The 19,864-nt window shown below is 61.4% G+C and carries 19 protein-coding genes; 13 read left to right on the top strand and 6 right to left on the bottom strand.

Going from position 1 to position 19,864, the window contains the following annotated elements; genetic code table 11:
• Positions 1 to 5 precede the first annotated feature (5 nt).
• On the top strand, positions 6 to 617 hold the full coding sequence (locus ACPYOJ_RS07320) for a LysE family translocator (RefSeq protein WP_481415652.1): 612 nt from the start codon (positions 6 to 8) through the stop codon (positions 615 to 617).
• A gap of 2 nt (positions 618 to 619) precedes the next feature.
• On the opposite strand, the gene ACPYOJ_RS07325 is transcribed toward ACPYOJ_RS07320, so the two are convergent.
• A complete protein-coding gene (locus ACPYOJ_RS07325) occupies positions 620 to 1,237 on the bottom strand; it encodes an MOSC domain-containing protein (RefSeq protein WP_481415653.1) in 618 nt (205 codons plus the stop codon).
• A gap of 56 nt (positions 1,238 to 1,293) precedes the next feature.
• Here ACPYOJ_RS07325 and recR point away from each other — a divergent pair, with 56 nt between their 5' ends.
• Entirely contained in the window at positions 1,294 to 1,899 is a 606-nt protein-coding gene (gene recR / locus ACPYOJ_RS07330; RefSeq protein ID WP_168827853.1) for a recombination mediator RecR, read from the top strand.
• 12 nt (positions 1,900 to 1,911) lie between these two features.
• Positions 1,912 to 3,162: a lytic murein transglycosylase gene (locus tag ACPYOJ_RS07335; RefSeq protein WP_481415654.1), complete on the top strand. Its 1,251-nt coding sequence runs from the start codon at positions 1,912 to 1,914 to the stop codon at positions 3,160 to 3,162.
• A 3-nt stretch (positions 3,163 to 3,165) separates the two neighbouring features.
• Here ACPYOJ_RS07335 and ACPYOJ_RS07340 read toward each other — a convergent pair whose 3' ends face one another.
• Both ACPYOJ_RS07340 and ACPYOJ_RS07345 read right to left on the bottom strand, forming a co-directional pair.
• The gene (locus tag ACPYOJ_RS07340; RefSeq protein ID WP_481415655.1) at positions 3,166 to 3,621 is read right to left on the bottom strand and encodes a GNAT family N-acetyltransferase; all 456 of its coding nucleotides are present in this window, start codon (positions 3,619 to 3,621) and stop codon (positions 3,166 to 3,168) included.
• A gap of 8 nt (positions 3,622 to 3,629) precedes the next feature.
• The gene (locus ACPYOJ_RS07345; RefSeq protein WP_481415656.1) at positions 3,630 to 5,261 is read right to left on the bottom strand and encodes an MFS transporter; all 1,632 of its coding nucleotides are present in this window, start codon (positions 5,259 to 5,261) and stop codon (positions 3,630 to 3,632) included.
• 236 nt (positions 5,262 to 5,497) lie between these two features.
• On the opposite strand from ACPYOJ_RS07345, the gene rimP reads away from it, so the two are divergent.
• The 10 genes from rimP (at position 5,498) to ACPYOJ_RS07395 (ending at position 17,094) form a co-directional block, all read left to right on the top strand.
• Positions 5,498 to 6,103: a ribosome maturation factor RimP gene (gene rimP, locus ACPYOJ_RS07350; protein WP_481415657.1), complete on the top strand. Its 606-nt coding sequence runs from the start codon at positions 5,498 to 5,500 to the stop codon at positions 6,101 to 6,103.
• Positions 6,104 to 6,162: 59 nt separating this feature from the next.
• On the top strand, positions 6,163 to 7,767 hold the full coding sequence (gene nusA, locus ACPYOJ_RS07355) for a transcription termination factor NusA (RefSeq protein ID WP_168827857.1): 1,605 nt from the start codon (positions 6,163 to 6,165) through the stop codon (positions 7,765 to 7,767).
• Positions 7,767 to 8,453 (top strand): RNA-binding protein, encoded by a 687-nt coding sequence (locus ACPYOJ_RS07360; RefSeq protein ID WP_168827858.1) that lies wholly within the window; start codon positions 7,767 to 7,769, stop codon positions 8,451 to 8,453. Before nusA ends, ACPYOJ_RS07360 begins: the two co-directional genes overlap by 1 nt.
• Before the next feature lie 98 nt (positions 8,454 to 8,551).
• Positions 8,552 to 11,248, top strand: a complete 2,697-nt coding sequence (gene infB / locus ACPYOJ_RS07365) for a translation initiation factor IF-2 (protein ID WP_481415658.1) — start codon at positions 8,552 to 8,554, stop codon at positions 11,246 to 11,248.
• Between the two features lie 74 nt (positions 11,249 to 11,322).
• Entirely contained in the window at positions 11,323 to 11,730 is a 408-nt protein-coding gene (gene rbfA / locus ACPYOJ_RS07370) for a 30S ribosome-binding factor RbfA (protein ID WP_168827860.1), read from the top strand.
• 12 nt (positions 11,731 to 11,742) lie between these two features.
• A complete protein-coding gene (truB, locus tag ACPYOJ_RS07375) occupies positions 11,743 to 12,675 on the top strand; it encodes a tRNA pseudouridine(55) synthase TruB (protein ID WP_481415659.1) in 933 nt (310 codons plus the stop codon).
• A gap of 170 nt (positions 12,676 to 12,845) precedes the next feature.
• Entirely contained in the window at positions 12,846 to 13,115 is a 270-nt protein-coding gene (gene rpsO, locus ACPYOJ_RS07380; protein ID WP_168827862.1) for a 30S ribosomal protein S15, read from the top strand.
• Positions 13,116 to 13,448: 333 nt separating this feature from the next.
• Positions 13,449 to 15,590, top strand: coding sequence for a polyribonucleotide nucleotidyltransferase (gene pnp / locus ACPYOJ_RS07385; protein WP_481415660.1), 2,142 nt, complete (start codon positions 13,449 to 13,451; stop codon positions 15,588 to 15,590).
• Positions 15,591 to 15,664: 74 nt separating this feature from the next.
• Complete coding sequence (locus ACPYOJ_RS07390; protein WP_481415661.1) at positions 15,665 to 16,681, top strand: class I SAM-dependent methyltransferase; 1,017 nt, start codon at positions 15,665 to 15,667, stop codon at positions 16,679 to 16,681.
• A gap of 65 nt (positions 16,682 to 16,746) precedes the next feature.
• Positions 16,747 to 17,094 (top strand): nuclear transport factor 2 family protein, encoded by a 348-nt coding sequence (locus ACPYOJ_RS07395; protein WP_481415662.1) that lies wholly within the window; start codon positions 16,747 to 16,749, stop codon positions 17,092 to 17,094.
• Positions 17,095 to 17,206: 112 nt separating this feature from the next.
• On the opposite strand, the gene fabI is transcribed toward ACPYOJ_RS07395, so the two are convergent.
• Genes fabI through fabA form a run of 3 tightly spaced genes read right to left on the bottom strand, consistent with a single transcriptional unit; the run spans position 17,207 to position 19,816 of the window.
• A complete protein-coding gene (gene fabI, locus ACPYOJ_RS07400) occupies positions 17,207 to 18,013 on the bottom strand; it encodes an enoyl-ACP reductase FabI (protein WP_481415663.1) in 807 nt (268 codons plus the stop codon).
• A 4-nt stretch (positions 18,014 to 18,017) separates the two neighbouring features.
• On the bottom strand, positions 18,018 to 19,241 hold the full coding sequence (gene fabB, locus ACPYOJ_RS07405) for a beta-ketoacyl-ACP synthase I (protein ID WP_481415664.1): 1,224 nt from the start codon (positions 19,239 to 19,241) through the stop codon (positions 18,018 to 18,020).
• Positions 19,242 to 19,300: 59 nt separating this feature from the next.
• On the bottom strand, positions 19,301 to 19,816 hold the full coding sequence (gene fabA, locus ACPYOJ_RS07410) for a 3-hydroxyacyl-[acyl-carrier-protein] dehydratase FabA (RefSeq protein WP_481415665.1): 516 nt from the start codon (positions 19,814 to 19,816) through the stop codon (positions 19,301 to 19,303).
• Positions 19,817 to 19,864 lie beyond the last annotated feature (48 nt).

The raw sequence follows: 19,864 nt of genomic DNA on the forward strand, positions 1-19,864 counted from the left end.
CGGCGATGACGCTGACCAGTCTGCTTGTGTTTGCCGGCGCTCTCTTGATGGCCGCCGGTTCGCCCGGGCCGAGCATTGCGGCGCTTGTCGCACGCGTGCTGTCGAAGGGCGCTCGCGATGTCCTGCCTTTTCTCGCCGCCATGTGGATCGGCGAGGCGATCTGGCTGACCTGCGCGGTCGCGGGCCTTGCCGCGATTGCCGAGACCTTCCACTGGGCGTTCGTCGCGATCAAATGGCTCGGCGTCTGCTACCTGCTCTATCTCGCCTGGAAGATGTGGTTTGCCTCGCCGGATAAGAGCGAGGAGACGCTGCCGGAAGCGCAATCCGCGGCAAAGCTCTTCTTTGCGGGCATGACGGTGACGCTCGGCAATCCGAAGATAATGGTGTTCTACGTGGCTCTGCTGCCCTCGATCATCGACATTCATTCGGTGACGATCGTCGGCTGGGCTGAGCTCGTCACGACCATGTTTGTCGTGCTGATCCTGATCGATGTCACATGGGCACTCGCTGCTGCAAAAGCGCGTGGCTTCCTGAAAAGCCGCCGTGCGGTTCGGATCGCCAACCGGGCGAGCGCCGGAACCATGGCGGGCGCCGCCGTCGCAATCGCGTTGCGCTGACCCTAGCCCTGCGCCTCAAGCTGCGCCCTCAGTTTGAAGTGGACGGGTGCTGCGAGATAGCGGGCCTTGTCCTCAGATGAGAGGCGGCGGCCAAAGGTTGCGATCAGTTCCGGCATTGTTATCTTGGGTCCATCGAAAGGCACGTATTCGACAGCCGTGCCGGCCTCGGCCACCCCATTCTTGATCACGCGGCAGTACATTCCGGGGCGAGCAGCCTCAGTGTAGCGCCTCACGAATTGCCGGTCGCCCATCTTGGCGGCGAATGTGGAGCAGGGGATCCGTGCGGAGGTGACCTCAAGCACGAGATTGCCCGCTATGAACCGATCACCGACGGAGACGTCACGGTTGTCGAGGCCATCGATGACAAGGTTTTCGCCAAACGTTCCGGGGAAGATCGCGCGCCCGAGTTCTTCCGCCCACCAGTCCAGCGTCAGCGCGCCTTCCAGATAGACGGCCTGATCGGCGCCGCCGTGATGCTTGCGGTTGCAGACGGCGTCGCCGACAAGCCCGTCGCCGCCGATGATTACGGCACCGTTGACGGCGTGTTTGTAGATGCCCGTCTTGTATGTCTTGCCGGGCAGCCGTTCGGGACTGCCGGTGCAGACGGCACGTATTTTCATGAGCGACCGATCCTTCCGCGTTGCCGTTTTGGCAGCATATGGGCTAAGAACGGCACATGGCAAAGCGAGTCACAGGCCCCGAAATCGAAAAACTCATCCAACTTCTGGCGAAGGTGCCGGGTCTTGGGCCGCGCTCGGCACGGCGCGCGGCACTGCACCTGATCAAGAAGAAGGACCAGTTGCTCGGACCGCTGTCGAATGCGATGGGCGAGGCTTACGACAAGGTGAAGGTTTGCTCGCGCTGCGGCAATGTCGATACCCTCGATCCTTGCTCTGTGTGCACCGACGAGCGCCGCGACCACTCCGTTATCATCGTGGTCGAGGACGTTTCCGATCTCTGGGCGCTGGAGCGCGCCGGCGCGATGAATGCGGCCTATCACGTTCTCGGCGGCACGCTTTCACCGCTCGACGGCGTCGGGCCGGATGATCTCAACATTCGCGGGCTGATCGACCGCATCGGCGAGGGCGGCATTCGCGAACTCATCATCGCCGTCAACGCGACCGTCGAGGGCCAAACCACAGCCCACTATATAACGGATCAGCTGGCCGGGTTGGACGTGAAGATCACCCGGCTGGCGCATGGCGTTCCGGTCGGCGGCGAACTCGACTACCTCGACGAGGGAACGCTGGCGGCGGCGCTTCGAGCGCGAACGGTCATCTAGGGGGAGAAGAGATTGAAGACGATTGCGCGCCTTTCGATCCTGACCGCGGCGCTCGTGGCAGCGGTTCATTTGCCCGCCCTTGCCGCTCCCTCCAAGGCGGCTGTCGAAGCGCAATTCGAAAATTGGGTGCAGACCGAACTGCGCCGGGAAGCCGAAAAGAATGGCATCTCGGCGAAGACGTTCCAGTCGGCCTTTGCAGGCATCGAGCTCAACTGGGACCTTCCGGATCTGGCGCCTCCTGGCTTCCCGCCGCCAAAGGCGCAAAAGCAGACGCAAGCCGAGTTTTCCTCACCCGCGCCTTATTTCAACGAAGAGCGGCTGAAAAGGCTTGCGGCGACCGGACGCGGCTTTGCCTCGCAATATGGCTCGACGCTGAAGCGCATCGAAAGGACCTATGGCGTGCCGGGTTCGATCGTGCTGGCCATCTGGGGCCGCGAGACGGGGTTTGGCGCGGCAAAGATTCCGAATTCAGCGATCGGGGTGCTGGCGACCAAAGCCTTCATGTCGACGCGCAAGGATATGTTCCGCACAGAGCTGATCGCCGCACTTCATATTCTCGATGGCGGCGATGTGACCCCTGCCGACTTCAAGAGCTCCTGGGCGGGAGCGCTTGGCCAGCCGCAGTTCATGCCGAGCAGCTATCTCAAATATGCCGTCGATTTCGATGGCGACGGGCACCGCAACATCTGGACGTCCGTGCCGGACACGCTGGCATCAATAGCCAACTATCTTGTTAAAAAAGGCTGGCAGCGCAATCGCGATTGGGGCTTTGAGGTGACGATCCCCGCGCGGGTCTCCTGTGCGCAGGAAGGCCCGGATCTCGCAAAGCCTCTGTCGCATTGGGCTTCGCTCGGGATCGATCGCATTTCCGGCAAGGGCTTCCCGTCTGCCGAGATGAAAGCGGAAGGCATGATGCTGGTGCCGGCCGGCCGCGATGGGCCGGAATTCATCGTCACGCCGAACTTTTACATCATAAAGGAATACAACAACTCCGATCTCTATGCTCTCTATATCGGCAACCTCGCCGACCGGATCGCCGATGGCTCCGGAGCCTTTCAGGGAGCGTGGGGCGATGTCGGCAAGATGCTGCGCTCCGATGTTGCGGCCATGCAGAAGGCACTGGAGAAGAAGGGCTACGATGTCGGCGGCTCCGACGGCCTTCCCGGCTACAAGACGCGCCGCTCCATCGGCCAGTGGCAGGCAAAGAACGGTGAAAATCCCACCTGCTATCCCGAAGCCTCGATGATCGGAAAGCTGAGGTAGGGCCTAGAGGTTGCGCTTGAGGCCCTCGTGGCTCGCAACGAAGCCCAGCTTCTCGTAGAAGCGGATCGCATCGTCCCTGGCCTTGTCCGAGGTCAGCTGCACCAATCCGCAACCGCGTTCCTCACAGCGCGCGACCGCCCATTCGATGAAGCGCGTGCCAAGCCCGCTGCCGCGTTCCGATTGCGCGATGCGCACGCTTTCGATCTGCCCGCGCCACATGCCTGTGCGTGAAAGTCCGGGAATGAAGGTCAGCTGCAGGCAGCCAACCGGCTTGTCCTCGCCGTTTACGGCGACGCCTAGCAACTGGTTCGGATCGGCCTCGATAGCATCGAATGCCGCAAGATATCTGGCATCCGGCGGATCGGAGGCAATCTCTCGGCTTTGCCCGAGCTCATCATCGGTGAGCAGGCCGATGATTGCCGTGAGATCGGAACGGCGGGCGCGGCGAAAGGAATGCATGTCTTGCCTTAGTGGTGGAGATCGATGGGTGCCTTGTGAAAGACGTCGTCGGATGGCGGGATGGTCTGCCGTTCGATCATCCGGTGAACATGCGGCGCTTCGGTGCCGCGGTGAAGGGCGCGCAGGCGATCGAAGTTCTCCGCATCGGCCTGGGTGCGGCGCTGATTGTGGCGGATGTACTCGACCCAGGTCGGCGTGTGGTAGGTCTCGGTCCAGATGCCGGGATTCTCGAGGTCGCGCATCAGCGCCCAGTTGCGTGCTCCGTCGCGGATGCGGATGCGCCGCCGCTCTCCCATCAGCTTCAGGAATTCCGGCAGGTCGTCATCGCCGATCTGATAATCGATCTGAACGACGATCGGCCCGCTGCGGGGCGTGATGTCGAGACCGAGTGCGGGCTCGATGAAGCGGTTGAGGGGATCGAGATTGAGCGAGGCAAAGGCCGGCATCGAGAAGCGAAGGCCGATGACGATGCCGATCAGCATGACCGCGGCGGAGCTGTAGAGCGCATACGAGACGCCGAAGCGATCGGCAAGCAGGCCCCAGAGCCAGCTGCCCCCGGCAATGCCGCCGAAAGTGACCGTCTGATAGAGCGAGAGCGCGCGTCCGACCACCCAGCGCGGCGTCGAAAGCTGGACGATCGTATTGAACAGGGAAAGCGCCAGCACCCAGCATGCGCCGGCAATGAGCAGACCGACCGAGGTGAGGATCGCAAAGGGGCTCGAGCCGGCGATCACCATGCTGATCGCAAAGCCGGTAAAGGAGTAGCGGATAATACTTTCGCTGCTCAGTATCTCACGCAGCCGGGCATTGAGGGCGCCGCCACCGATTGCGCCAATGCCGAAGGAACCGAGCATGAGGCCATAGGTCAGCGGTCCGCCGGAGACAAGGTCGATCGCAACGATCGGCAGGAGGGCGAGCACCGAGCTTGCGCCGATGCCGAAGGTCATGCTGCGGAGCAGGACCTTCTCAAGGTTTGGCGACATCGAGACGTATCGAAGGCCGGCGGCGATCGCGCCTCCAAGATTTTCCCTCGGCAGCGAGGAAACAGGCAGCGCCGGCTTCCAGCGGAGCAGCGCGTAGATCATTGCCAGGTAACTGACCGTGTTGACAGCAAAGGCGCCGGCGGCACCTGCGGTGGCGACGATGAGGCCGCCGATCGCGGGACCGACACTGCGGGTCAGGTTGAACCCCATGCTGTTCAGTGTCACCGCGTTTGGCAGGTCCTCCCGCGGAACCATGTCGCCGACGGAGGCCTGCCAGGAGGGATTGTTGAGTGCCGTGCCGCAACCAATCAGGAAGGTGAAGAGCAGGAGCAGCCAGGGCGTGATCCAGCCGAGCAGGGCGCAGGCGGTGAGTGCGGCCGAGACGATGAGCATCAGAAACTGGGCGGTGAGCATCACTTGCCGCCGGTCGAAATTGTCGGCAAGCGCACCGGAAATGAGCGAAATCAGCATTATCGGCAGCGCCGTCGATGTCTGGACCAGTGCCACCATGTCCTCCGAAGCGGCAAGCGTCGTCATCATCCAGGCGGCTCCGACCACCTGGATCAGCCCCCCGAAATTCGAGGCGATGCTTGCAACCCAGATCGTGCGATAGGTCTCGTGCCTCAGTGGTGCCAGCGTTGGTGAATTGGACAGCACGATTCCTCCGCCTTGTTTTGTTCTCCCTCGGCTCCAATATATAACGAAGCCTTATGCTGGCTAGGCGCGATTGCCTGCCCCCGGCGCATTTCAGCCGAGAGCTTGCAATTTCGAAAAAACAGGCCTATATGCAGCGCAAATTCTTGATCGTACGATGAAGAGTGGGCCGCAAGGACCCGCTCTTTTTTATTAGCGCGATCATGCAAAATGCTTGAAATTTGCAAGGAGCGCACCGCTTGTCGGATCAGACAAACGCAGAAAACGAACTTGAGCCGCGGCTGATTACCGAGACCGGGCTCGACCAGCGCCTTGCCGACATCATCGAACCCGTGCTCGTCGGCATGGGCTTCCGTCTGACCCGCGTGCGCATGCTCAACCAGAATGGCGCGACGCTGCAGATCATGGCTGAGCGCAACGACGGCACGATGACTGTTGAAGACTGCGAAGAGGTCTCGACGGCCATTTCTCCGGTTCTTGATGTGGAAGATCCGATCGATCGGGAGTATCATCTGGAGGTGTCTTCGCCGGGTATCGACCGTCCGCTGGTGCGGAAGTCGGATTTTACCCGTTGGCAAGGGCACATTGTGAAGTGCGAAACGTCGATCATGATCGGCAACCGAAAGCGCTTCCGCGGAAAGATCATCGAAGTGGACGCGGATGGTTTCACGCTCGAGCGTGACCAGGTCGCCTATGGCGAAGAGCAGAAGGTCACCATTCCGTTCACCGCGCTCAGCGATGCGAAGCTCATTCTGACCGACGATCTGATCCGCGACGCGCTGCGCGCCGACAAGGCCGCGAAGGCGCAGGCCGCAAATCAGAACGATGCGGAAGACGAAGAATAACCGATCAACTACGGCTCCAGGGGCGGGAACCCGGTAAGCCAGGACGGAGAGATAAGACAATGGCAGTCAGTGCGAACCGGCTTGAACTTCTGCAGATCGCGGATGCAGTGGCGCGCGAAAAGGTCATCGACCGCGAAATCGTGCTTGCCGCAATGGCGGATGCGATCCAGAAAGCGGCACGCTCCCGTTATGGCACTGAATCGAACATCCGCGCCGATATCAATCCGAAGACCGGCGAAATCCGCCTGCAGCGCTTGCTCGAAGTCGTCGAGAAGGCCGAGGACTACTCGACGCAGATCCCGCTGGAACTCGCCCGCGACCGTAATCCCGACGCCGCCCTCGGCGACTTTATCGCCGATCCGCTGCCGCCGATGGATTTCGGCCGTATCGCGGCGCAGTCGGCCAAGCAGGTCATCGTCCAGAAGGTGCGCGAAGCCGAGCGTGACCGTCAGTTCGACGAATTCAAGGATCGTGTCGGCGAGATCGTCAACGGCACCGTCAAGCGTGTTGAATACGGCAATGTCATCGTCGATCTTGGCCGTGGCGAAGGCATCATCCGCCGCGACGAAATGATCCCGCGCGAAAACGTCCGTTATGGCGATCGCGTGCGCGCATACGTCTATGACGTTCGTCGCGAGCAGCGCGGCCCACAGATTTTCCTGTCGCGCACGCATCCGCAGTTCATGGTGAAGCTCTTCACCATGGAAGTGCCGGAAATTTACGACGGCATCATTCAGGTCCGCTCCGTTGCCCGCGACCCGGGCTCGCGCGCCAAGATCGCCGTCATCTCGAACGATAGTTCGATCGATCCGGTCGGCGCCTGCGTTGGTATGCGCGGTTCGCGCGTCCAGGCCGTCGTTGGCGAGCTCCAGGGCGAAAAGATCGACATCATTCCGTGGTCGCAGGATCCTGCGACCTTTGTCGTCAATGCCCTGCAGCCGGCGGAAGTCGCCAAGGTCGTTCTCGATGAAGACGCGGAGCGCATCGAAGTCGTGGTTCCGGACGAGCAGCTTTCGCTCGCGATCGGCCGCCGCGGCCAGAACGTCCGCCTCGCGTCGCAGCTGACCGGCTGGGACATCGACATCATGACCGAAGCCGAAGAGTCCGAGCGCCGTCAGAAGGAATTCAACGAGCGCACCAACCTCTTCATGGACTCGCTCGACGTTGACGAGATGGTCGGCCAGGTCCTGGCCTCGGAAGGCTTTGCTGCCGTTGAAGAGCTCGCTTATGTCGATCTCGATGAAATTTCATCGATCGACGGCTTTGACGAGGAGACGGCGCAGGAAATCCAGCAGCGCGCCCGCGAATATCTCGAAAAGCTCGAAGCAGAGATGGACGAGAAGCGCAAGGCGCTCGGCGTCTCCGACGAATTGCGCCAGATCGACGGCATGACCGGTCAGATGCTGGTCGCCCTCGGCGAAGACGGCATCAAGACGATGGAAGATTTCGCAGGCTGTGCCGCAGACGATCTCGTCGGCTGGACCGAACGCAAGAACGGCGAGACCAAGAAATTCGAGGGCCTCTTCTCGAAGTTCGACGTTTCGCGCGTCGAGGCCGAGCAGATGATCGTTCAGGCGCGGCTTGCTGCCGGCTGGATCACCGAGGAAGATCTTGCGAAGGATGTCGAAGCCGTTGAGGCCGATGCAGCCGAGCAGGAAGCGTAATGACCGCGCAGCCGGACACTTCTCCTGAGGATGATGATCTTGCAGGTTATGACGTGAACGGCCGCATGTGCATCGTGACGCGCGAAAGCGGATCGCCGGATGAGTTGATCCGCTTTGTTGCAGCTCCCGATGGGACAGTGATCGCCGACCTGAAGCGCCAGCTTCCGGGACGCGGTTGCTGGGTCAAGCTCGATCGCGCGTTGGTCGACAAGGCCGTGGCGAAGAAATCCTTCGCCCGCGCCCTGAAAGCCGATGTGAAGGCAGCGGGTGATCTTGGTGAAACCGTTGACCATCTGCTCGCGCAGCAACTGATGCAGATGATGAACATGGCGCGCAAAGCGGGCCAGTTCGTCAGCGGCTCTTCGAAAGTGGATGCCGCGGTCCGCAGCGGAGCGGCGCTGGCAGTATTCCATTCGACGGATGCTGCGGACGATGGTGTGAGAAAAATCGACCAGGCTCGCAAGGCCTGGCACCTCGGAATGGAAACCGAGGAGGAAATACCTTCCTTCCGTCTCTTCTCGGAGAGCGAAATGGAAGGCGTGATGGGCCAGAATGCTTTTATCCATGCCGCAGCGCTTGCAGGGCAGGCAGGTGAGGGTGTAGTGAAGCGCGCAAAGATGCTCGAAAGGTACCGCAGCGGCGGTCAGTCCCGGGCACCAGGCGGCGCTGGCCGGCAAAAACAATGATGCGGCGACCGGCACCGGCCGGCCCATCATTGATCGACAGTATTTGAACGACAGGGTCTGATGACGTCATCGCTCCCTGTCCGAAGGAACGGGAACGAATGACCGATAGCAATGACGACAAGACGCTTGGAGCAAAGAAGACGCTTACCCTGAAGCCATCGGGGATGAGCCAGGGCACCGTGCGCCAGGATATGGGTCGCGGTCGCACCAAGGCGGTCGTTGTCGAGACTCGCAAGCGGCGCCCGATGCGCCCTGAAGACGAGCGTCCGATCACGCCGGCTCAGGCCCCGGCACCTGCGCCCCGTGCGGCAGAATCCGCTCCGGCGGCAAAGCAGGCGCCTGCGCCGCGTATCCATCCACCGGGGGGCCAGCCGCCGCGTCCGCAGCAGCAGTCTTCGCAGGCTACCCGCCAGCAGGACCGTCCGCGTCCGGTGGTTCTGAACCATCTGTCGCCCGAGGAAATGGATGCTCGCCGCCGCGCGCTCGCCATGGCACAGGTCCGCGATGCCGAGGATGCGGTTCGCCGCGCCGAGGAAGAAAAGCGCCGTGCAGCCGAGGAAGCCGCCCGGCGCGAAGCGGAAGCAGCTGAAGCAGCTGAAACGGCACGCCGCGCAGCCGAAGAAGCCGCCCGTGCCCCGGCGCCAGTCGAAAACGCTCCGGTTGCGGAAGCAGTCCAGGTCGAGGCGCCGCGCCCTGCTCCGGCAGTGCGCCGTCCGGATACTCCGGCCCCTGCCACCGCCCGCCCGGCGCCTGGTGCGCCCGCACCGGCAGGACGCGCCCGCCGTCCGGAAGCTGAAGACGAGGAGCGCGCAGCGCCTCGTGGGGCTCCCGCCCGCGGCAGGGTTGTTCGCCCGGAACCGGCAAAGCCGGTGACGACGCGTCCGAAGACCGAAGAGGAGCGCCGCCGCGGCAAGCTGACGATCACCACCGCAAACGTCGATGACGACGGCAATGCGCGCGGCCGTTCGCTGTCCGCTATGCGCCGCCGCCAGGAGAAGTTCCGCCGCAGCCAGATGCAGGAAACCCGCGAGAAGGTTGTCCGCGAAGTCATCCTGCCTGAGACCATCACCATTCAGGAGCTGTCGCAGCGCATGTCCGAACGCGCCGTCGACGTCATCAAGTACCTGATGAAGGAAGGCCAGATGATGAAGCCGGGCGACGTAATCGACGCCGACCTAGCTGAACTCATTGCCGGCGAATTCGGCCATACCGTCAAGCGCGTCTCCGAATCCGACGTTGAGCTCGGCATCTTCAATGTTGCCGATCAGGAAGGCGATCGCGTTTCGCGTCCGCCGGTTGTTACGATCATGGGTCACGTCGACCACGGCAAGACCTCGCTGCTCGACGCCATCCGTCATGCCAACGTGGTTGCCGGCGAAGCCGGTGGTATCACGCAGCATATCGGCGCCTACCAGGTCGAACAGAACGGTCAGAAGATCACCTTCATCGACACCCCCGGCCACGCTGCGTTCACGGCCATGCGCGCCCGCGGTGCGCAGGCCACCGACATCGCAATCCTCGTCGTTGCAGCTGACGACAGCGTCATGCCGCAGACGATTGAATCGATCAACCACGCCAAGGCGGCCGGTGTTCCGATCATCGTGGCGATCAACAAGGTCGATAAGCCGACCGCCGATCCGCAGAAGGTGCGCACGCAGCTCCTGCAGCACGAAGTCTTCGTGGAATCGATGGGCGGTGAAGTTCTCGACGTCGAAGTTTCGGCCAAGACGGGCTTGAACCTCGACAAGCTGCTGGAAGCCATTCTGCTGCAGGCCGAAATTCTGGACCTCAAGGCCAATCCGAACCGCACGGCGGAAGGGACGGTCATCGAAGCCCAGCTCGACCGCGGCCGAGGTTCGGTTGCCACCGTTCTCGTCCAGAACGGCACGCTGAAGCCCGGCCAGATCATTGTTGCTGGCGATGTCTGGGGTCGTGTCCGCGCACTCGTCAACGACAAGGGCGAGCACGTCAAGGAAGCCCCGCCGGCCATGCCGGTCGAGGTGCTTGGCCTTTCCGGTACACCGCAGGCCGGTGACAGGTTCGCCGTCGTCGAAAACGAGGCTCGTGCGCGTGAAATCTCCGAGTACCGCCAGCGTCTGGCCCGCGATAAGGCTGCTGCCCGCCATTCGGGTCAGCGTGGTTCGCTGGAACAGATGATGAGCCAGCTTCAGGCGGCAGGCGTCAAGGAATTCCCGCTGGTCGTCAAGGGCGACGTGCAGGGTTCGATCGAAGCGATTGCCGGCGCGCTCGACAAGCTGGGAACCGACGAAGTTCGCGCCCGCATCGTGCATTCTGCGGCTGGCGGTATCACCGAGTCGGATATTTCTCTGGCAGAGGCTTCCGGTGCCGCAATCATCGGCTTCAACGTCCGTGCCAATGCACAGGCCCGTACCTTGGCCGAGCGTCAGGGCATCGAAATCCGCTACTACAACATCATCTACGACCTCGTGGATGACGTTAAGGCGGCAATGTCCGGCCTGCTTTCTCCGGAGCGCCGCGAAACCTTCCTCGGCAATGCCGAGATCCTCGAGGTGTTCAACATCACGAAGGTCGGCAAGGTTGCAGGTTGCCGCGTTACCGAAGGCAAGGTCGAGCGTGGTGTCGGCGTCCGCCTCATCCGCGACAACGTCGTCATCCACGAAGGCAAGCTCAAGACGCTCAAGCGCTTCAAGGACGAGGTCTCGGAAGTGCATGCCGGCCAGGAATGCGGTATGGCTTTCGAGAATTACGAAGACATCCGCGCAGGCGACACGATCGAATGCTTCCGCGTCGAGCACATCACGCGGACGCTCTGATCGTGTGATATTGGAAATTTGGACGGGCGCCGGATCACTGAGGCCGGCGCCCGAACCTTTTGAGGCAAAGAAAAATGGCAACAAGACCAACAACCTCCGCACCTTCGCAGCGTATGCTGCGCGTCGGCGAGCAGGTTCGCGCCGCTATCACGCAGGTTCTGCAACGCGGTGAAGTGCGCGATGACGTGATCGAGAAGACCGTCATTTCCATCTCCGAAGTCCGCATGTCGCCCGATCTGAAGATCGCGACAGCCTATGTTACGCCGCTCGGTGTGACGGATCATGATGCGGTGATCGCTGCGCTGAACCGCAATGCGAAGTTCATCCGCGGCCGGCTCGGACCGCAGCTGCGACAGATGAAGTACATGCCGGAAGTGCGTTTCCGCGACGACACCAGCTTCGACAACTACAAAAAGATCGACGAACTGCTCCGCTCGCCCGAGGTTCAGCGCGACCTCGACGGCGATACTGAAGAGCAATAGCAGAAGAAACGAATGTCAAAACCACGCAAACCCAAGGGCCGCCCGGTTTCCGGCTGGCTGATCCTCGACAAGCCGGTGGATTTCGGCTCGACGGAAGCCGTCTCCAAGATCAAATGGCTCTTCAAGGCCCAGAAATGCGGCCATGCCGGCACACTCGATCCTCTTGCTTCGGGAATGCTGCCGGTAGCGCTCGGCGACGCGACCAAGACCGTTCCTTATGTCATGGACGGCCGCAAGATCTACGAATTCACGGTAACCTGGGGTGAGGAACGCGCAACGGACGATCTCGAGGGCGATGTGACCCAGAGCTCCGATAAGCGCCCGAGCGAACAGCAGATCCGCGACCTCCTGCCGAAATACACAGGCGTCATCAGTCAGGTTCCCCCGCAGTTCTCGGCGATCAAGATCGCCGGTGAGCGCGCCTACGATTTGGCGCGCGATGGCGCGGCGGTGGAGATTCCATCCCGTGAAGTCGAGATTTTCCGGCTGACGCTGCTTGCCTGCCCGGATGAAAATACCGCGCATTTCGAAGTGGAATGCGGCAAGGGCACCTATGTGCGCGCGCTCGCTCGCGACTTAGGCCGCGATTTCGGCTGCTACGGGCATATCTCGGGCCTTCGCCGGACCTTCGTTGCGCCCTTTGCCGAGGAAACAATGGTACCGCTCGCCGATCTCGTCGCGCTTGAGGCGATCGAGGATGCGGATGAACGCCTTGCCGCACTGGACGCGCTTCTGATTGATACCAGTGAAGCACTCTCCTCGCTGCCGCACCTTGTCGTCAACGATGACCAGGCGCACCGGCTCAAGATGGGCAATCCGATCCTCGTGCGCGGCCGTGATGCACCGGTTGCCGAAAGCGAAGCTTATGCGACGGCGCGTGGCAAGCTGATCGCGATCGGCGAGATCGGCCAGGGGGAATTCCGCCCGAAGCGTGTCTTCGTCTGAGCTTCAGTTCCAGCCGGAAGAGGGGTGCCCGGCATGCCTCTTCCCTTTGCTGTCTGAATGGTTTATAGGCAGCGCCAGCATCAGGCAGGCCTGATTGCATTCGCGGCCGAAGCTGGACGACATCCCGGCTTTTGGCGACTTCATTCTCCTCTCATGGAAAGGAACATCCGATGTCGATTACTGCTGAGCGCAAGACCGCCCTTATCAAGGAATACGCAACGTTCGAAGGCGACACCGGTTCTCCGGAAGTCCAGGTTGCGATCCTGACCGAGCGGATCAACAACCTCACGGAACACTTCAAGGGCCACAAGAAGGACAACCATTCCCGCCGTGGTCTGCTGACAATGGTTTCCAGCCGCCGTTCGCTTCTTGATTACCTCAAGAAGAAGGACGAAAGCCGTTACTCCAAGCTGATCTCCAGCCTGGGTATCCGCCGCTGACGGTTTTCCGGCGGGCGCTCTTCGGGCGCCCGCCGGATTCTTTTGAGGGTCGAGAACCCCTGAATTTCTACCGCCGCGCCCTATCTTCGCGTGGAGGAAACACGGCGGACCCGGATGGGCCGGTTCTGCCAAACCAACCGTTGACCTGTCATGGGGCAGGATTGCCGGATGCTTTCGACCAAAGTCTTTCAGGAGGCTTTGGTCCGGTTTCTCAGTAAACCGAGGATGAAAAGCCTCCCGTTGTCTTGCCCATGATGTGTCACATTAATTGCGGTCGACTGTGCGCTGCGCTTCTGGCGATGGCACGCGCTCCCGCATTGAAGGACAAGACATATGTTCGATACCCATACCGTGGAAATCGAGTGGGCAGGCCGCCCGCTAAAGCTGGAAACCGGCAAGATCGCCCGTCAGGCTGACGGCGCCGTTCTGGCTACCTACGGCGAAACCGTCGTTCTGGCGACTGTTGTTTCCGCCAAGGCTCCGAAGCCCGGTCAGGATTTCTTCCCGCTGACCGTCAACTACCAGGAAAAGACCTACGCAGCCGGCAAGATTCCCGGCGGCTATTTCAAGCGCGAAGGCCGCCCGAGCGAAAACGAAACCCTCGTTTCCCGCCTGATCGACCGCCCGATCCGTCCGCTCTTCCCGGAAGGCTACAAGAACGACACGCAGGTCGTCGTCACCGTCATTCAGCATGACCTGGAAAACAATCCGGACATCCTGTCGATGGTTGCCACTTCCGCCGCTCTGACTCTCTCCGGCGTTCCCTTCATGGGTCCGGTCGGCGGCGCGCGCGTCGGCTATATCAACGGCGAATACGTCCTGAACCCGCATCTCGACGAGATGGACGAATCGGTGCTCGACCTCGTCGTTGCCGGTACGCACGATGCCGTTCTGATGGTCGAATCCGAAGCCAAGGAACTGAACGAAGACATCATGCTCGGTGCTGTCATGTTCGGTCACCGAGGCTTCCAGCCGGTTCTCGACGCGATCATCAAGCTTGCCGAAGTGGCTGCCAAGGAGCCGCGCGAGTTCCAGCCGGAAGACTACTCCGAACTCGAAGGCGAGATGTTGACGCATTTCGAAGCTGAACTTCGCGACGCCTACAAGATTACCCAGAAAGCCGACCGTTACGCCGCCGTCGACGCCGTCAAGGCAAAGGTCAAGGCCCACTTCCTGCCGGAAGAAGGCGAAGCCAAGTACACGGCCGAAGAAGTCGGCGCCATCTTCAAGCACCTGCAGGCAAAGATTGTTCGTTGGAACATCCTCGACACCAAGAGCCGTATCGACGGCCGCGACCTCGAAACCGTTCGTCCGATCGTTTCGGAAGTCGGCCTGCTGCCGCGTACCCACGGCTCGGCGCTCTTCACCCGCGGTGAAACGCAGGCGATCGTCGTTGCCACGCTCGGCACCGGCGAAGACGAGCAGTACGTCGATTCGCTGACGGGCATGTACAAGGAGCGCTTCCTGCTTCACTACAACTTCCCGCCCTACTCCGTAGGCGAAACCGGCCGCATGGGCTCTCCGGGCCGCCGCGAAATTGGTCACGGCAAGCTTGCATGGCGCGCGATCCACCCGATGCTGCCGTCGGCTGAGCAGTTCCCCTACACGCTGCGCGTTGTCTCCGAAATCACCGAGTCGAACGGCTCGTCCTCGATGGCAACCGTTTGCGGTACCTCTCTGGCGCTGATGGATGCAGGCGTTCCGCTTGCAAAGCCAGTTGCCGGTATCGCCATGGGCCTGATCCTCGAAGGTGACCGTTTCGCCGTTCTCTCCGACATCCTCGGTGACGAAGACCACCTCGGCGACATGGACTTCAAGGTTGCCGGTACCGCTGACGGTATCACCTCGCTGCAGATGGACATCAAGATCGCCGGTATCACCGAAGAGATCATGAAGGTTGCGCTCAGCCAGGCAAAGGGCGGTCGCGCTCACATTCTCGGCGAAATGGCCAAGGCCATCACCGAGAGCCGTGGCCAGCTCGGCGAGTTCGCACCGCGCATCGAAGTCATGAACATTCCGGTCGACAAGATCCGCGAAGTCATCGGCTCCGGCGGCAAGGTCATCCGCGAAATCGTCGAAAAGACCGGCGCCAAGATCAACATCGAAGACGACGGCACCGTCAAAATTGCCTCGTCCTCCGGCAAGGAAATCGAAGCGGCCCGCAAGTGGATCCACTCGATCGTTGCTGAGCCGGAAGTTGGCCAGATCTACGAAGGCACGGTCGTCAAGACCGCCGACTTCGGCGCCTTCGTCAACTTCTTCGGCGCCCGTGACGGCCTGGTCCACATCTCGCAGCTCGCTTCCGAGCGCGTGGCGAAGACGCAGGATGTCGTCAAGGAAGGCCAGAAGGTCTGGGTTAAGCTCCTCGGCTTCGACGAGCGCGGCAAGGTCCGCCTGTCGATGAAGGTCATCGACCAGGCGACCGGCCAGGAACTCCCGGCTGCCGAAAAGAAGAAGGAAGAAGCGGCCGAGTAAGCCGCACCCTTCCAATCGTTCATGGGCGCGGGAGTTTCCCGCGCCCTTTTTGTATTCGAAGATGAGAAAAGATCATGAGCCGCGAGACGCTGAAGACCCTGTTCCATCCCTTTGTGACCCGTACCATCGATGCGCCGGGCGAGGGCGAGCGTGTGCTGTTTCTGGGCGCCGAAGCAGGCTTTGCACTGCCGGAAGGGTTTGCCGCCTCGCTGAGCGCCGTACAGGGCTGCCGAGCGCTCTACAGACAGCTGCTGTCGCAGCGTATCGAAACATCGCCTGAGATCGAAGGCGACGACTATGATGCGGCTCTCGTGCTCTGCACCAAGCACAAGGGCGAGAACGAGGCCAACATCGCCGCAGCGCTTTCCCGCGTTAAGGTGGGTGGCCTGGTCGTTGTCGCCGGCGGCAAGGAAGACGGTATCCAGCCGCTGCGCAAGCGCATGGAAGGCCTCGGCCTCGATGTCGAACACATGCCGAAATATCACGGCGTCGCCTTCTGGTTCGTTCGTCCCGAAGATGTCAAGGAAGCCTTGGCGAAGCTCGCCAAGGCACCTGTCCGCGTCGACGGCCGCTTCATCGCCTCGCCAGGCATGTTCTCGCACGACCGCATTGACGACGGCTCGGAGCTGCTCGCATCGCGCATGCCGACGGATTTCACAGGCGACGCAGCCGATTTCGGCGCCGGTTGGGGTTATCTGTCGGTCGAGCTTGCCGAGAAGTCGCCGAAGCTCGAGCGGCTTGACCTTTATGAGGCCAATTACGCCTCCCTCGAGGCTGCGAAGGGCAATCTGGCAGAGAACTGCCCTGACGCGCCAGCGCGCTTCTTCTGGCACGATCTGGCGGCTGAGCCGGTCAAGGACAAGTACGACCTGATCATCATGAACCCGCCTTTCCACGAAAGCCATGCGGCCGAGCCCTCGCTCGGTCAGGCGATGATCAAGACCGCCGCCTCATCCCTGCGCGGCGGTGGCCGCCTGATGCTCGTCGCCAATCGTGGCCTGCCCTATGAGCCCGTGCTTGCCGCAAACTTCAAGGAGAGCGGCGAGACCTGCCGCAACGCGCGCTTCAAGGTGCTGTGGGCGAAGAAGTAATCCGCATAGGCAGCCTCTCCCGGCTAGACTTGTTGCCAATGCGCTGAAGTCGAGGGGAGAGAGCCATGGATACGGAAGCGAACAAGACACTCGTGAGGGCCTATGTCGAGGCATTCAACCGCTTCGACATGAAGACGCTGCGCGCGCTATTTGCCGACGCCGCGCGGATTTACGGTGTTCTGGGCTATGGTGGTCTGGATGATGTCGAACCCATCTGGCGAGAGCTCCACGAGGGCATGAACGTAAACCTTGAGATCCTCGATATCGCCGCCGAGGGAGAAAATGTCGTGGTCCGCTACAGGGAAACTGGGCGCTATTCGGGATTCTTCCGCGGCCTCGTCGGCCATAATCCGACCGGCAAGAACTATGAATTACCGCGGTGGAGTGGTTCGTCGTCGACAATGGGAAGATAGCGACCCGATGGGGCGCCAGAGACTCCGCCGCCATCCTGCGGCAGGTCGCGCACGCCTAAAGCATGCGTCTCGGAACAAAGCCGGGCTCGTGTTCAAGCCCGGCTTCCTGTTCTTACTCGACATCCGCCGTGCGCAGCGTTTCGAGCGTCGGCATCGAGGTGATGTTGAATCCGGCATCCACGAAGTGGATCTCGCCGGTAACACCAGTGGAGAGATCGGACAGCAGGTAGAGCGCGGAATTGCCGACCTGATCGATGCTTACGGTCTTGCGGAGCGGCGCATTGCGCTGGTTCCACGAGAGGATCGCGCGCGCATCCGAGATACCGGCGCCTGCGAGTGTCCGGATCGGGCCCGCGGAGATCGCGTTGACGCGGATGCCGCGCGGGCCATAGTCGGCGGCGAGATAACGGACGGAAGCTTCGAGAGCTGCCTTTGCCACGCCCATGACGTTGTAGTTCGGGATGACGCGCGTCGACCCGTTATAGGTCAACGTCAGCATGGAGCCGCCCTCGTTCATCAGCGGCGCGCAGCGCTTGGCGATTTCCGTGAAGGAGAAGCAGGAGATCACCATCGTGCGGCTGAAATTTTCGCGGGTGGTGTCTGCGTAAAGACCCTTCAGTTCGTTCTTGTCGGAAAAGCCGATGGCATGGACGATGAAATCCAGCTTGCCCCAGCGCTCCTTGATCGCCTCGACGACGCCATCAACCGAGGCGATGTCGTCCACGTCGCAGGGTACGATGAAATCCGATCCGGTTTCTGCTGCCAACGGCTTCACCCGCTTGCCAAGGGCTTCGCCTTGGTAGGTGAACGCAAGCTCAGCGCCTTGGGCTGCGAGCGCCTTTGATATGCCCCATGCGATAGAATGGTTGTTTGCGACGCCCATGATGAGCCCGCGCTTACCGTGCATTATTCCTGCCATGTTACTATCCGTTGTAGCGCTGGAAGACGAGCGTGGCGTTGGTACCGCCGAAGCCGAAGGAGTTAGAGAGAGCAATATCTACCTTGGCGTTGTCGATGCGCTTGCGAACGATCGGCACGCCCTCGAATTCCGGATCGAGTTCCGTGATGTGGGCGCTTTCGCCGATGAAGCCTTCCTGCATCATGAGAAGCGAGTAGATCGATTCCTGAACGCCGGCAGCCCCCAGCGAGTGGCCGGTCAGCGACTTGGTCGACTGGATGTGAGGGATACTGTCGCCGAAAACTTCCCGGATCGCGCCGATTTCCTTGCTGTCACCCACCGGTGTCGAGGTGCCGTGCGTGTTGATGTAGTCGACGTTGCCTTTGACGGTGGAAAGCGCCTGACGCATGCAGCGCACCGCACCCTCTCCCGAGGGAGCAACCATGTCGTAGCCGTCCGAGGTCGCACCGTAGCCGACGATCTCGGCGTAGATCTTGGCGCCGCGCGCCTTGGCATGCTCCAGTTCTTCGAGCACGAGAACGCCTGCGCCGCCGGCGATCACAAAGCCGTCACGGCTGACGTCGTAGGCGCGCGAGGCACTTTCCGGCGTATCGTTGTACTTGGAGGACATCGCACCCATGGCGTCGAAGAGGTTGGACATCGTCCAGTCGAGGTCCTCGTGACCGCCGGCGAACATCACGTCCTGCTTGCCCCACTGGATCATTTCCGTGGCGTTGCCGATGCAGTGCGCGGACGTCGAGCAGGCCGAGGAGATCGAATAGTTGACGCCGTGGATCTTGAACCAGGTTGCAAGCGTTGCCGATGCCGTGGACGACATTGCCTTGGGCACGGCAAACGGGCCGATGCGCTTGGGGCTGTTGTTCTTAATGGTGATCTCGGCGGCTTCGATCAGGGTGCGGGTGGATGGCCCGCCGGAGCCCATGATGATGCCGGTGCGTTCGTTGCCGCTCACCGTGGACTCCTCGAGACCGGAATCGGCAATCGCCTGCTTCATGGCAACATGGTTCCAAGCACCGCCCTGCGACAGGAAGCGCATGGCTCGGCGGTCGACGAGATCGGTGGGGTCGAGGCTCGGGCGGCCCCAGACGTGGCATTTGAAGCCATGCTCTGCAAAATCGTTGGAGAAGGAAATGCCTGACTTGGCGTCGCGCAGCGAGGCGGTGACTTCCGCAGCATCATTGCCGATCGAGGACACTATACCCAGACCCGTGACAACTACCCGTCTCATCGTTTCAACCTTTTCATTGTTTTATTCGTGAAGGAGCCGGGCCGTTCCGCCCGGAGCGATCATGCGACTTTGTCCTGGAAAAGTCCGACGCGCAGATCGGTCGCCTTGTAGATTTCCTCGCCATCCGCCTTCATCCAGCCGTCGGCGATGCCGAGCACGAGGCGGCCGCGCATGACGCGCTTGAAGTCGATCCCATATTCGACCAGCTTGGTCTTTGGCGTCACCATGCCGGTAAACTTCACTTCGCCGGTCGAGATCGCCCGGCCCTTGCCGGGTTCGCCCAACCAGCCGAGGAAGAAGCCCGTCAGCTGCCACATGGCATCGAGGCCGAGGCAGCCAGGCATCACGGGATCGCCCATGAAGTGGCAGGGAAAGAACCACAGGTCCGACGTGATATCGAACTCTGCGCGTACGAAACCTTTGCCATGGGGTCCACCCTCTTCAGAAATCTGCGTGATGCGATGGAACATCAGCATGGGCGGCAGCGGCAGCTGCGCATTGCCCGGGCCGAACATTTCGCCGCGGCCGCAAGTCAGGATTTCCTCATAGGTGAAGCTGGATTGTTTCGTTGTCATGAAAATTCTGTTCCCTCGCCACGAGCCGATGGATGTGAGTGTTTAGTC

It is taken from the genome of Rhizobium sp. SVR5-9E, assembly GCF_056755095.1.

What these genes read in the sequence shown, in the direction of transcription:
- ACPYOJ_RS07320 (WP_481415652.1), top strand. Translation starts at nt 6, where the DNA reads ATGACGCTGACCAGTCTGCTTGTGTTTGCCGGCGCTCTCTTGATGGCC.
- ACPYOJ_RS07325 (WP_481415653.1), bottom strand. Translation starts at nt 1,237, where the DNA reads ATGAAAATACGTGCCGTCTGCACCGGCAGTCCCGAACGGCTGCCCGGC.
- recR (WP_168827853.1), top strand. Translation starts at nt 1,294, where the DNA reads ATGGCAAAGCGAGTCACAGGCCCCGAAATCGAAAAACTCATCCAACTT.
- ACPYOJ_RS07340 (WP_481415655.1), bottom strand. Translation starts at nt 3,621, where the DNA reads ATGCATTCCTTTCGCCGCGCCCGCCGTTCCGATCTCACGGCAATCATC.
- nusA (WP_168827857.1), top strand. Translation starts at nt 6,163, where the DNA reads ATGGCAGTCAGTGCGAACCGGCTTGAACTTCTGCAGATCGCGGATGCA.
- ACPYOJ_RS07360 (WP_168827858.1), top strand. Translation starts at nt 7,767, where the DNA reads ATGACCGCGCAGCCGGACACTTCTCCTGAGGATGATGATCTTGCAGGT.
- infB (WP_481415658.1), top strand. Translation starts at nt 8,552, where the DNA reads ATGACCGATAGCAATGACGACAAGACGCTTGGAGCAAAGAAGACGCTT.
- rbfA (WP_168827860.1), top strand. Translation starts at nt 11,323, where the DNA reads ATGGCAACAAGACCAACAACCTCCGCACCTTCGCAGCGTATGCTGCGC.
- truB (WP_481415659.1), top strand. Translation starts at nt 11,743, where the DNA reads ATGTCAAAACCACGCAAACCCAAGGGCCGCCCGGTTTCCGGCTGGCTG.
- rpsO (WP_168827862.1), top strand. Translation starts at nt 12,846, where the DNA reads ATGTCGATTACTGCTGAGCGCAAGACCGCCCTTATCAAGGAATACGCA.
- pnp (WP_481415660.1), top strand. Translation starts at nt 13,449, where the DNA reads ATGTTCGATACCCATACCGTGGAAATCGAGTGGGCAGGCCGCCCGCTA.
- ACPYOJ_RS07390 (WP_481415661.1), top strand. Translation starts at nt 15,665, where the DNA reads ATGAGCCGCGAGACGCTGAAGACCCTGTTCCATCCCTTTGTGACCCGT.
- ACPYOJ_RS07395 (WP_481415662.1), top strand. Translation starts at nt 16,747, where the DNA reads ATGGATACGGAAGCGAACAAGACACTCGTGAGGGCCTATGTCGAGGCA.
- fabI (WP_481415663.1), bottom strand. Translation starts at nt 18,013, where the DNA reads ATGGCAGGAATAATGCACGGTAAGCGCGGGCTCATCATGGGCGTCGCA.
- fabB (WP_481415664.1), bottom strand. Translation starts at nt 19,241, where the DNA reads ATGAGACGGGTAGTTGTCACGGGTCTGGGTATAGTGTCCTCGATCGGC.
- fabA (WP_481415665.1), bottom strand. Translation starts at nt 19,816, where the DNA reads ATGACAACGAAACAATCCAGCTTCACCTATGAGGAAATCCTGACTTGC.